Annotated in this window: 11 protein-coding genes; 8 read left to right on the top strand and 3 right to left on the bottom strand. The window is 40.1% G+C overall.

The genetic code is table 11. The features are described 5' to 3' along the window. Positions 1–12 precede the first annotated feature (12 nt). Positions 13–363, bottom strand: a complete 351-nt coding sequence (locus B9T24_RS00690; RefSeq protein ID WP_086164048.1) for a hypothetical protein — start codon at positions 361–363, stop codon at positions 13–15. A 254-nt stretch (positions 364–617) separates the two neighbouring features. Between B9T24_RS00690 and mnmG the strand changes: the two genes are divergently transcribed. The 4 genes from mnmG to B9T24_RS00670 all read left to right on the top strand — a co-directional run bounded on the left by mnmG (position 618) and on the right by B9T24_RS00670 (position 6,322). Continuing rightward, on the top strand, positions 618–2,498 hold the full coding sequence (gene mnmG / locus B9T24_RS00685) for a tRNA uridine-5-carboxymethylaminomethyl(34) synthesis enzyme MnmG (protein WP_086164047.1): 1,881 nt from the start codon (positions 618–620) through the stop codon (positions 2,496–2,498). A gap of 94 nt (positions 2,499–2,592) precedes the next feature. Beyond that, the gene (locus tag B9T24_RS00680) at positions 2,593–4,401 is read left to right on the top strand and encodes a tetratricopeptide repeat protein (protein WP_086164046.1); all 1,809 of its coding nucleotides are present in this window, start codon (positions 2,593–2,595) and stop codon (positions 4,399–4,401) included. Between the two features lie 272 nt (positions 4,402–4,673). Further along, a complete protein-coding gene (gene mhpT / locus B9T24_RS00675; protein ID WP_086164045.1) occupies positions 4,674–5,879 on the top strand; it encodes a 3-(3-hydroxy-phenyl)propionate transporter MhpT in 1,206 nt (401 codons plus the stop codon). A 116-nt stretch (positions 5,880–5,995) separates the two neighbouring features. Beyond that, a complete protein-coding gene (locus B9T24_RS00670) occupies positions 5,996–6,322 on the top strand; it encodes a hypothetical protein (protein ID WP_086164044.1) in 327 nt (108 codons plus the stop codon). Between the two features lie 58 nt (positions 6,323–6,380). Here B9T24_RS00670 and glnG read toward each other — a convergent pair whose 3' ends face one another. Beyond that, positions 6,381–7,862 carry a nitrogen regulation protein NR(I) gene (gene glnG, locus B9T24_RS00665; protein WP_086164043.1) on the bottom strand — a complete coding sequence of 494 codons (1,482 nt, stop codon included), beginning with the start codon at positions 7,860–7,862 and terminating at the stop codon, positions 6,381–6,383. Beyond that, positions 7,849–8,958: a nitrogen regulation protein NR(II) gene (gene glnL, locus B9T24_RS00660; RefSeq protein WP_086164042.1), complete on the bottom strand. Its 1,110-nt coding sequence runs from the start codon at positions 8,956–8,958 to the stop codon at positions 7,849–7,851. Before glnL ends, glnG begins: the two co-directional genes overlap by 14 nt. Positions 8,959–9,320: 362 nt before the next feature. Here glnL and rimO point away from each other — a divergent pair, with 362 nt between their 5' ends. The 4 genes from rimO (at position 9,321) to uppS (ending at position 12,828) form a co-directional block, all read left to right on the top strand. After that, a complete protein-coding gene (gene rimO, locus B9T24_RS00655) occupies positions 9,321–10,664 on the top strand; it encodes a 30S ribosomal protein S12 methylthiotransferase RimO (protein ID WP_086164041.1) in 1,344 nt (447 codons plus the stop codon). A 49-nt stretch (positions 10,665–10,713) separates the two neighbouring features. Beyond that, complete coding sequence (gene pyrH, locus B9T24_RS00650) at positions 10,714–11,442, top strand: UMP kinase (protein WP_086164040.1); 729 nt, start codon at positions 10,714–10,716, stop codon at positions 11,440–11,442. A 78-nt stretch (positions 11,443–11,520) separates the two neighbouring features. Further along, positions 11,521–12,075, top strand: a complete 555-nt coding sequence (frr, locus tag B9T24_RS00645; protein ID WP_086164039.1) for a ribosome recycling factor — start codon at positions 11,521–11,523, stop codon at positions 12,073–12,075. Positions 12,076–12,081: 6 nt separating this feature from the next. Next, the gene (gene uppS / locus B9T24_RS00640) at positions 12,082–12,828 is read left to right on the top strand and encodes a polyprenyl diphosphate synthase (RefSeq protein WP_004651727.1); all 747 of its coding nucleotides are present in this window, start codon (positions 12,082–12,084) and stop codon (positions 12,826–12,828) included. Positions 12,829–12,834: the final 6 nt, after the last annotated feature.

Below are 12,834 nucleotides of genomic sequence, written 5' to 3'. Positions count from 1 at the left end.
ATAATAATCTGATTATTTAGGCCGTGGTGCAGTAAATCCTAAAGCACATTTACCTTTGATTTCATGCCCTTCAATATTCATTGAGGTTGCATTTGTATCACTGTGGCAAATAGAATTTAATTCTGCTTCGTCACCTTTTAGCATCACTTTTTTGGAAGACGGGAAGAATTGAGGTTCGCAAGTGCCATTCCAGATAATGCCTCGGTAAGCAAAGCTGACTTGATCACCTTGCATTTTGCCTTTACAAACCTGTTGGTACTTTTGCGCATTATAAGTTGTTTCAACTTTATCATTGGCCTGCGTGGTAAAGGGGGTGAGACAAAGACTACAGAGTATTGCGGAGAAGAAAATATTCTTATTCATCACTTATACCTTTGTTTGTCGTGTACTAACTTACAGGTTATAAAACAGCCAAAATAAAACAATGTGATTCAAGTAAATTTTGAAGATTAAATGTTTTATTTATATGTAACTCTGCAAAGCATGATTACATTTCAATTTTTTGATGCGCTGTACATGAATACGGTGGTCACGCTTAAAATTGACTGAATTTGTCAACTTATCTTGCTTAGTTTTGATATAATACTCCGTCATTCTTTTTTATCTCTCAAACCATTATGCATTATCCTAAAGTTTACGATGTCATTGTTATCGGTGGCGGTCACGCAGGTACCGAAGCAGCACTTGCTGCGGCGCGTATGGGTCGACAGACATTACTCTTAACTCACAACATTGAGACTTTAGGGCAGATGAGCTGTAATCCTGCCATCGGTGGTATTGGTAAATCACACTTAGTACGTGAACTTGATGCACTAGGCGGTGCAATGGCATTGGCTGCCGACAAAAGTGGTATTCAATTCCGTATTTTAAATTCACGTAAAGGTGCTGCGGTTCGTGCAACACGTGCGCAAGCTGACCGTGTGCGTTTTAAAGCAGCCATTCGTGAAACATTAGAAAATCAAGCCAACTTAGATATTTTTCAACAATCAGCAGATGATTTGATTGTTGAGGGTGATACCGTTAAGGGCGTTGTGACGCAAATGGGTATTCGCTTTGATGCGAAAACCGTGGTGCTAACCACGGGTACATTCTTGGGTGGTGTGATTCACGTAGGACTGGAGAAATCGAGCGGTGGTCGTGCAGGTGATCCTCCATCTATTTCATTGGCAGCACGTTTACGTGAGTTGAATTTACCCGTTGGTCGTTTAAAAACGGGTACACCGCCACGTATTGATGCGCGTTCGGTGGATTTTTCAGTAATGACACCGCAGCCGGGTGATTTCCCATCGCCAACCATGTCATTCATGGGCGATGCGTCTATGCATCCGGAACAAGTGAATTGCTATATCACCCATACCAATGAACGGACGCATGAGATCATTCGTGGTGGTTTAGACCGTTCACCAATGTATACAGGTGTGATTGAAGGTGTGGGGCCACGTTATTGCCCATCGATTGAAGATAAAATTCATAAATTTGCCGATAAAAATTCGCATCAAGTGTTTCTTGAACCAGAAGGTTTGGAAACGCACGAGCTTTATCCAAATGGTATTTCGACATCGTTACCGTTTGATGTTCAGTTTGAATTGGTACGTTCAATTCGTGGTATGGAGAATGCACATATTCTTCGTCCGGGGTATGCAATTGAGTATGATTATTTCAATCCACAAGCATTGAAATTCTCTTTAGAAACCAAAGCCATTAATAACTTGTATTTTGCTGGTCAAATTAACGGTACGACGGGTTATGAAGAAGCAGGTGCACAAGGTCTGCTTGCAGGCTTGAATGCTGCACGTCGTGCGTGGGATCAAGAACAATGGACACCAAAACGTGATGAAGCGTATATGGGTGTGCTTGTGGATGACTTGATTACATTGGGGACTAAAGAACCGTACCGTATGTTCACTTCACGTGCGGAATACCGTTTAATGTTACGTGAAGACAATGCGGATCAGCGTTTAACGGCAATGGGTCGTGAACTTGGTTTGGTTGATGATACGCGTTGGGCGGCTTACTGTGAAAAAATGGAAGCAGTTGAGAAAGAAACCAGTCGTTTACAACATTTATGGGCTGCACCGAATAATCCAATGGGTAAAAAATTCGTTGAGATGACGGGTGCAGATCTTTCTAAAGAGTGTTCTGCGATTGATTTGTTGAAACGTCCAAATATCAATTTTGCTCAAATTGCAGAACTCACAGGTTCTGAAGTTACGCCATTTGTGGGCGAACAAATTGAAATTGCAGTGAAATATGCGGGCTATATTAACCGTCAACATGAAGATGTTGCACAGATGAAACGTCTGGAAGATACCAAAATTCCAGCGGATTTCGATTATGACATCGTGTCTGGTTTATCACGGGAAATTACATTGAAATTGAAAGATGTACGACCTGAGACTTTAGCGCAAGCGAGCCGTATTCCAGGTGTGACACCTGCTGCGGTACAGCTAGTCATGATTACCATTCGTAAGAATGCACAAGCTAAAAAGTCTGCTTAATATTTGAAAGTTATTAAAAAATCCCGCTTTATGCGGGCTTTTTTTTGGTAAAATATGTGCGGGGAAAATATACAATAAAAAATAAGGTGAGCTAATGTCATTATATTATGAAAGTGGGGAAGAGATACGCGCGGGTGATATTATTATCTGCTTAAATCAAAATGGTGAGTTTTATCAATTTGATCAAGCCATTATGAAAGTTTGGAATGTGGCTAAAACCAATGATGGGGAGCTGGTTGGGGTAAATTTAATGCCCCCTCAAGCAGAATCTCCCATGCAAATGCTGAGACGTTTAGTCCGACCAGATGAACCTGAGCCATCTTCTGAAATCATGAAAATGAAAGATGTTCCGGGTATCTATACCATCACACGGTGGTTTTTACCTTTGGAGCAAGTGTCTAACAGTTTGGGCTTGATTGCACGCATTGAATATTTTTCTGAGCATGAAACGGGGCATGGTGAATTAATTCAGCGATGCATTCAGAATAAAGCAGATCAGTATCGCGGAATATATCAATATTACTTGGCAGATCAGGCCTATCAACAGCGCGATTTTCAGCGCTATATTGATTTATTGCGCCAGTCCTCTCAATCGGGATATACGCCTGCGATGTGCCAATTGGCGCAGCAGCTCTTTATTGGTGGAATTTTACAGAAGAGTTTAGAGGGGAGTTTTAAGTGGTATCGAGAAGCTGCTACTAAAAAGGACGGTATTGCGCTGTATCGGTTAGCAGGCTGTTATGCACGTGGACATGGTGTTGAGCAGGATTTGGTGCAAAGTTTACAGTTCTTGGAGCAGTCTGTAGAACAGGGGTGCTGGGAAGCAACTTTGGGATTGGCTGGATATTACCGATTTGGCTGGTTAACTTGTTTTTTGGTGAGCTCATCTTATTCAAAATATGGTGTAGTGAGCGAACATATTATTCATCCGAGGAGGGCATTAGGTCTTTATCATAGGATTGCCTCTCAGGCGCCGGAAACTGAAAAATCAGTTTTGGCAAATGCTTATTATCATCTGGGGTGGATGTATCAAGATGGTATTGGTACTCAACAAGATTATGAACAGGCGGTATTTTGGTATCAGAAATCATCTGACCTTGGAAATATTATTGCGACCAATAATTTAGCGGATAAGTATGAGCATGGTTTAGGTGTGCCTCTTGACTTGGATATGGCAATTGGGCTGTATCAGGAAGCAGCAGGACGCGTGATTGCTGCGGATTTAAGTTTAGGACGTATGTATGTTGAAGGCCGTGGCTTAGTGCAAGACTTTGAGAAAGCAAAAGCGCATTTGGATGTGGTGCTAAATGCGAATATCGACGGTATTAAAGACATGCAGAGTGAGGCGATGGTATTGCTTGCCACATTCCGCAATGACAATCCGTTGCAGGAAGCGGAGGAAATGATTCAAAATCCGCGAAATTATACCCTTGAGCAGATTTCTGATCAGGCCAGTAAAGTCGGGAAGTTTTTGGAGTTGCCGGAAGCCCAGCCTTTGTTTTTTGGTTTATATCAGCTTAAGGCGAGAATGGGGGAACGTTCTGCGCAGTATCAGTTGGGGTATTGGTATTTAAAGGGTTTTTATACAGAGATTAATTACGAAGAAGCGGCGTATTGGATTCAAAAAGCCGCTGATCAAAAAGATGAATATGCAGAAGCGAAAATTGGCTATATGTATGAAAAAGGTTTTTATTTCAATAAAGACTTAAAGGTGGCGAAAAAATGGTATGAGCGTTCTTTACGCCGTCCGGCAGAAAGTATTTGGCCTGAATATATTAATGGTGGGCTGAACTCAGAATTTTTATACCGCTATGAAGAGATGAATAAAGAGGCACTTGAAGGTTTGGTGCGTATTGAGGAAAAAATGCCAAAGCCAAGCAAATGGAAATTTTGGAAGAAATAATCCAAAAATTTTATAAATAATCAATTTTAGCTATCGAGGCATAGTTGTAATCTTTGAATTAGTTAAAATTTTGTATTTTATATGGAAAATTAAAAATTAATAGGTTTTATATATTGGTAGTTAACCTTTTAGCTATAATTTTGGTGTTTGATTAAAAGCTTTGCTTATTAAACCCGACCATTGTCGCGCTATTTTTATACAAGATTTGATTTCACAATACTTGAGCAAATTACTTGGTCATGTAATTTGCTAATTATTGATGGAGATCGATCATGGCACAAACACACACAGGGAAACTACAAAAATTCTTAACGATATTTTTGTGTTTTTGGGTCGCATTTTTTGAAGGTTTTGATCTTCAAGCACCGGGTATTGCAGCTAAAGGAATTGCAGTGACATTCGGTTTGGATCAAGTTCAAATGGGATATGTTTTTAGTTTGGGTGTATTCGGAATGCTTTTTGGAGCATTCTTTGGTGGGCGTATTGCGGATTATTTCGGGCAGAAGAAAGTCTTGATGCTTTCTATCGCCATTTTTGGCGTCTTTATGTCTTTGACAGCATTGGCACCAAGTGCTGAAACTTTATATGCGGCTCGCTTTTTTACCGGTTTAGGGCTTGGGGCTGCAATGCCAACCATGATTTCAGTCGTGGGTGATGAAGCAACTGAAGCGAATCGGGGTAAGTTAAATAGCTTGATGTATTGCGGGTTGCCTGTTGGCGCAATCTTTGTTGCAAGCCTTGCAATCTTGTTACCTGAAGTTAAATGGCAAACTTTATTTTTGATTGGCGGTTTAACGCCGTTAGTATTAATTCCATTGATGGCGATGATTCTTAAGGATAAACCAAAAGCGGTTGTTGTCGAGAAAGCAGCTATAGAAGCTGTGCCAAATATGGCGCAAGTATTGTTTAAAAAACAACAATATAAAAATACCTTGCCACTTTGGGTGGGCTTCTTCTTTACCTTAATGATTAATTATATTTTGATTAGTTGGTTGCCTAATTTATTGATGGAACAAGGTTTGGAAAAGCCGCAAGCCTTTATGGTCATGCTGGTGTTTCAAGTCGGTGCAGTGATTGGTACGTTGGCTTTGGGTTATTTGTTGGATCGTTTAAAACTTTGGCAAATGGCGACAATTATTTATGGTGGTTTATTTGTTGCGTTAGTTTTACTGTTCACGACAACGTCTATTCCTGTATTAATTTTAGCAGGCGTAATGGGTGGTATTTTCTCTACAGGCGGTCAGTCCATTCTTTACGGTATTTCACCCATCTTCTATTCAGGAATGGGGAAAGTCACGGGGGTTGGAAGTGCAATTTCTTTGGGGCGTTTAGGTGCAATGACAGGGCCTTTGTTAACTGGAAAAATTTTGGCATTAGGCTTGGGCACGACGGGTATTTTAATCGCAAGTTTGCCTGCTGTAGTCATTTCAGCGGTTGCTGTAACTGCGCTATCGCATTATAAATCGACTTACAAGTAACTCAAACAAGAAAAAAGAGGATCGAAAGATTCTCTTTTTTTGCAATTTTATTTAAAAAATAGAGAAAGTTAAATTTTTTGCTAAACTACAATAATAGAAAAACTGATTTATTTTTTATGACCTATCAATTGATTCAACTCTCTATTCACGCAACAGATAATATTTCTTGTCCACATTGCAAACAAAACATTATAGATTGGGCTGAGGAGCAATATGTGCAGCCATGTGAACATACTTTATTTATTGCCATGGATGTGGGTTTTGAATATATGACCGATGAGTTCGAGCAGACCATGCCGCGTTCAGTAGATGATTTACATGCTCATGATGATCAGGTGAATATGTTTGCAGAAATCACCCAATCTACTTATCTTAATTATTTGATTGTTAAATCAGATTTGGGAATAGAGGGGTATTTTCGCTATGTGGGTTTTACTGCATAAAATGGTATGACATTGGATTAAAAAAAGCTCCCGAAGGAGCTTTCTTTTTGAGAAGAAATTAACTTTCGATAATTTCTTCTTCAACATCATCATCGACAGTGTCCATGCCAAGTTCTTTTAGCTTACGGGTTAAAGTATTGCGACCCCAGCCTAAAAGTTCAGCCGCATGGCGTTTACGTCCACGTGTTTGTTGTAAAGCTGCTGTAATTAGAGTGCGTTCAAACATAGGCGTTGCAATGTCAAGAATCTTCATCTCGCCATTTTTAAGCTTTTGTATAGCCCATTGCCCTAATAACTCATCCCAATGATGTAGTGAAACACGATCAAAAGTACTATTGGGTTGAGCTTCATCACTAGAACGCTGAATTGGAATTTGCTTTAATTCAGAAGGTAGGTCTTCAGGGTAGACCTCACGTCCAGTAATCATGACCGTTAGCCAACGGCAAGTATTTTCAAGCTGACGCACATTGCCTTGCCAAGGCAGTTGTTGCATATATTCTTGGGTTTCTGGACGTAAAATTTTAGGATTCACACCTAATTCTTTACCAGCACGAGCCAAGAAATGTTGCGCCAACATTGGAATGTCTTCGCTACGATGTGCAAGTTTTGGAATGTGAATACGGATCACATTTAGACGATGATATAAATCTTCACGGAAGCGTCCATCATTGACTAATTTTTCTAAATCCTGATGAGTGGCAGCAACAATCCTTACATCAACTTTGACAGGAATGTGTCCACCAACGCGATAAAATTCACCATCTGCTAAAACGCGAAGTAAACGGGTTTGTGTTTCAAATGGCATATCGCCAATTTCATCTAAAAATAGCGTTCCACCATTGGCTTGTTCAAAACGACCTTGGCGTTGAGAGTTTGCACCGGTAAAGGCACCTTTTTCATGTCCGAAAAGTTCAGTTTCAATCAAGTCTTTTGGAATGGCTGCCATATTTAAGGCAATAAAAGGCTTACTGCTACGTGGGGAATGGCGATGAAGCGCATGTGCAACTAACTCTTTACCTGTTCCAGATTCACCATTAATTAGTACAGTAATGTGGGATTGCGATAGGCGGCCAATTGCTCGGAATACTTCCTGCATAGCAGGGGATTCACCAATGATTTCAGCAGATTGAATCGGAGGCGCAGTTTTGGCAGATTCTTGTTGTTGTAACTTGGTAATATGCAAGATCGCACGATTGACCAAGGCCAAGGCTTCATCAATATCAAAAGGTTTAGGTAAATACTCGAAAGCACCTGTTTGATAACTGGAAACAGCAGATTCTAAATCTGAATGCGCTGTCATAATAATCACAGGGAGATCAGGATGGCTGGCTTTTACTTTGCCTAAAAAGGTGAGACCATCGATGCCTGGCATACGAATATCGGTCAAAATTACATCAGGTAAATCGGTGCTCAGTTGATCAAGAGCAGATTGTGCTTCTTCAAAACTGGTAACATCAAAACCTTCTTCTTTGAATGTTTTTTCCAACACCCAGCGCATGGCACGATCATCATCAATTACCCATATTTTATTTCGCGACATGGTTAGACTCCCAAGGTAAATATAAGCTAAATACTGTTTTTCCTGGAACTGACTGACATTCAATCATTCCGCTATGTTGATGCATAATATTTTGTGCAATGCTCAGTCCTAGTCCCGTGCCTTTAGCACGTCCTGTGACCAGTGGGTAAAACACGGATTCTAAAATTTCTTCTGGCACACCTGGACCATTGTCTTCAATGTCGATGCGAATAGCAGAACGTTTTAATACGCCATTAATCGTGACAAGGCGTTGAATACGTGTGCGTAAAATAAGTTCAGGTTGGTGATCAACAAAGAATTCTTTATTTTCCATCATGGCTTGTACTGCATTTACGCTGATATTCAGCATGACTTGAATGAGTTGATCGCGATCTGCCATCACATCAGGTAATGACAAATCGTAGTCACGAGTAATTTTGATTTTCTTTTTGGTTTGATTGGTAATCAGAGAGCGAACACGTTCTAAAGGTTCATGCACATTAACCAGTTCATAACTCGGTAATTGGCGAGATCCGAGCATGGTATCGGCCAAATTACGTAAGCGATCGACTTCACTAATAATAATGTCAGTAAATTCTGCATATTGTGGATCATTCAAACTGCGCGCAAGCAGTTGTGTTGCACCACGAATGCCACCTAAAGGATTTTTAATTTCGTGCGCCACACCGCGAATCAATTGTCTTGCAACTTGATGTTGTTGAATTAAGTTTTCTTCTTTAGAGATTTTCAACATCCGATCAATTGGATTGAGTTCTATCAGGAGCAGCGGATGATACGGCTTTTGAGCGTTAATTTGTGAGACAGTATAATCCACATGAATATCTTTGAAATTCACACTAATGGTTGCTTCACGACGGGTATAGGGTTGTCCTGTGGTGAACGTATTTAATAATGCTTCTTGGGTATTGAATTCATCATTGGGCATATGGAGTAAATTTAAAACAGGTTGACCCGAAGCGCGCAGCAAACTAATGTCAAATAATGATTCACAAGAAGAATTTAAATAAAAAATATTAAGGTGACGATCGACCAGCAAAATAGCTGTAGTTAAGTTGTCCACTAAAAGGCGGTAGTCGATAGCGACGGGTTGATCCATTAGCGAAAGCATCCTGTATTAAAATAGCGCAATGGCATCTGCACTTCTTGTCATTTCTCCCTATTCTGGGACATTCAACGAATTAAACGTTGTCAAAATAAAGCAAAATGCACGCCAACTTTAAGTATTTGTCTAAATAAAAAAATTGCCGCAATAAAAGTGTGCTTTTTTTTGTGCTTTGATTGCAGAAACTCATAGCATAGTAAAGCAATTAAAATTATTAGTGAACCAAAATGGTGCGCGTAAAATATTTGGTAAAAAATTGGATGTATTTTGGTGCGTTATACAAAGAGTCGGCTTTCTGTCTGTTTTTATGATTCGAAAAGACATACAATACGCGCATTATAGTGGAGTGCAGATTCATGAAGTCCCCCAAAGTCGGTTTCGTTTCTTTAGGTTGTCCTAAGGCATTGGTAGATTCTGAACGAATTTTAACTCAGTTGAAGACTGAAGGTTATGATGTAGCATCGGATTATGATGGTGCTGATTTGGTTGTTGTTAATACTTGTGGTTTTATTGAATCTGCAGTACAAGAGTCTTTAGACGCAATTGGCGAAGCCATTAGCGCAAATGGCCGTGTCATTGTGACGGGATGTTTGGGTAAAGATGAAGAAAAAATTCGTCAAATGCACCCAAGTGTTTTAAAAGTAACAGGTGCTGCCGCGTATCAAGATGTGATGGAAGCTGTGCATGAATATGTGCCTGCACCACCTAAGCATAACCCATTTATTGACCTTGTTCCTGAACAAGGGATTCGTTTAACGCCAAAACATTATGCTTATTTGAAAATATCAGAAGGCTGCAACCATCGTTGTACATTCTGTATTATTCCAAGCATGCGTGGCGATTTGGTTTCACGTCCTGTGGGTTCGGTTTTAAGCGAAGCACAAGCGCTGAAAAAAGCGGGTGTGCAAGAAGTCTTAGTGATTTCACAAGATACATCAGCTTATGGTCTAGATACTAAATACAAATTGGATTTTTGGAACGGTCAGCCGGTTAAAACCAAATTCTATGATATGTGTGAAGCTTTAGGTCAGCTTGGTATCTGGGTGCGTTTACATTATGTCTATCCATATCCACATGTGGATGCGGTGATTGATTTAATGGCACAAGGCAAAATCTTGCCATATTTAGATATTCCTTTTCAGCACGCCAGTCCGCGCATCTTAAAATTGATGAAGCGACCAGCTCATAGTGAAAACACATTGGAACGTCTGAAATTATGGCGTGAAAAATGTCCAGAATTGGTAATTCGTTCAACATTCGTAGTGGGTTTCCCCGGTGAAACTGAGGAAGACTTCCAAATTTTACTTGAATGGTTGAAAGAAGCTCAGCTTGATCGTGTAGGTTGCTTTACCTATTCACCTGTAGAGGGTGCGACTGCAAATGATTTGCCAGATCATGTGCCTGAAGAAATCAAGCAAGATCGTTATGAGCGTTTTATGGAAGTTCAACAGGCTATTTCTGCTGCGAAACTACAAAAACGTATTGGTCAAACCATGACTGTGCTGGTTGATGATTTGGATGAAGAATTCCCAGTAGCGATTGCCCGTTCTTATGCAGATGCGCCTGAAATTGATGGCAATGTTTTTGTAGAAGATATTGATAAGAGCTTGATTAAATCGGGTGATTTGCTCGAAGTTGAAATTACTGATGCAGATGAATATGATTTATATGCCAAGCTCATTCAGATTAAATCAGCTTAAAAAAGATACGAATAAAGTTTTAGATATTTGAAAATTCGGAGATTCCCAGATGTTGGACTCAAAAAAGCCCCGTTATGCACGCATTTTATTAAAACTTTCTGGTGAGGCACTTGCTGGAAATAAAGACATGGGGATTGATGCACAAGTGCTTGATCAAATGTCTTTAGCAATTGCACACTTAGTTGGTTTGGGTGTTCAAGTGGGTATCGTGGTTGGTGGTGGTAACTTATACCGTGGTAGCCAATTACAAAAAGATGGTTTGGTTGGCCGTGTAACAGGCGATCAAATGGGTATGCTTGCGACTGTGATGAATGGTTTGGCTTTGCGTGATGCTTTGGTGCGCCGTAACATTAAAACGCGTTTAATGTCTGCTTTACCCATTGGTGCTGTAGTTGAATCTTATTCAAGTCGTGATGCGATTCGCCATTTAACTCAAGGCGAAGTGTGCGTATTTGTTGCGGGTACAGGTAATCCATTCTTTACCACGGATACAGCAGCTTGCTTACGTGGTATTGAAATCGAAGCGAACTTGATCTTGAAAGCCACCAAAGTCGATGGTGTTTATAATAAAGATCCAAGTAAATACGATGATGCTGTGAAATATGACAAGTTGACTTTCGATCAAGTACTTGATGAAAAATTAGGTATTATGGATTTAACCGCAATTTGCTTGTGCCGCGACCATAATGTACCACTTCAAGTTTTTGATATGAACAAATCTGGCTCATTGCTTTCAGTAGTTATGGGTGAAAAAGAAGGGACTCACGTTACGAATTAATGTACGTGAGCCTGAAAGCTCTTTATACTACACGCTATTTAGTAATTACATCTCTTAGAATTAAGTAAGGAAGATCATATGATTAACGATCTTAAAAAAGACAGCGAAGACCGCATGAATAAGACTCTAGAGTCTCTAGAGCACGGTTTTGCCAAAGTTCGTACAGGTCGTGCGCACCCATCTATTTTAAATGGTGTGATGGTTTCTTACTATGGCTCTGATGTTCCACTGAACCAAGTGGCAAACGTTGGTCTTGAAGATTCACGTACATTGTTGGTACAACCATTTGAACGTTCAATGGTGTCGGCAATTGATAAAGCGATTCGTGAAGCAGGTTTGGGTCTTAACCCGATTACTGCCGATGCGATTCGTGTACCAATGGCTGCACTGACTGAAGAAACGCGTCGTGATATGCAAAAAGTTGCGCGTACTGAAGCTGAAAATGCCAAAGTTGCGATTCGTAATATTCGTCGTGATGTATTGGGTGATTTAAAAGCATTATTGAAAGAAAAAGAAATTTCTGAAGATGATGATCGCCGTGCATCAGACGATATTCAAAAAATCACCGATAAATTCGTTGCTGAAGTAGAAAAGCGTTTAGCTGCGAAAGAAGCTGAATTGATGAAGGTTTAAGATTTAATGACCGCATCAGAAGATAGCTTGCTTCTTCCAAAACATGTTGCCATCATCATGGATGGCAACAATCGTTTTGCTAAAAAGATGCAAATGCAAAAAGGTGATGGACACCGTGAAGGTAAAAATGTCCTCGATCCGATTGTTGAACACTGTAGAAAAAATCAAATTCAAGCGTTAACCGTTTTCGCATTCTCTAGCGAAAATTGGAATCGTCCCCAATTTGAGGTTGATTTACTCATGGTATTGTTAGAAGAAACAATCCTAGAGCAATTGCCTCGAATGGAAAAATTTAATATTGCTTTACGTTTTATTGGTGATCGTTCTCGTTTATCTTCACATTTACGTGAGTTAATGTTGCAAGCTGAACAAAGGACTGCTAAGTTCGACAGCATGACGTTGACCATTGCGATCAGTTATGGTGGCATGTGGGATATGGCGCAGGCTGCAAAGCAAATTGCAGCGGATGCTGTTGCAAAAAAAATCGCTATTGAAGATATAAATGTTGAGTTGTTTGGACAACATGTCAGTATGGCGGATTTACCGGCTGTCGATCTCTTGATTCGTACAGGTGGTGATTTTCGTTTGTCGAATTTTTTACTTTGGCAAGCAGCATATGCTGAACTGTATTTTACCCAAACCTTATGGCCTGAGTTTACTGTTGAGGAATTCGATGATGCGTTAGCAGTTTTTGCTGGGCGTGAACGTCGTTTTGGGAAAACTTCAGAGCAAATCCAACAAGAGAAAAATTGAGAATTA

This window comes from Acinetobacter sp. ANC 4654 (assembly GCF_002135425.1).
GTDB classification, from domain to species: domain Bacteria; phylum Pseudomonadota; class Gammaproteobacteria; order Pseudomonadales; family Moraxellaceae; genus Acinetobacter; species Acinetobacter kyonggiensis.
Note: the sequence above shows the minus strand (reverse complement) of the source record. Positions and strands in the feature narration are given on the sequence as shown.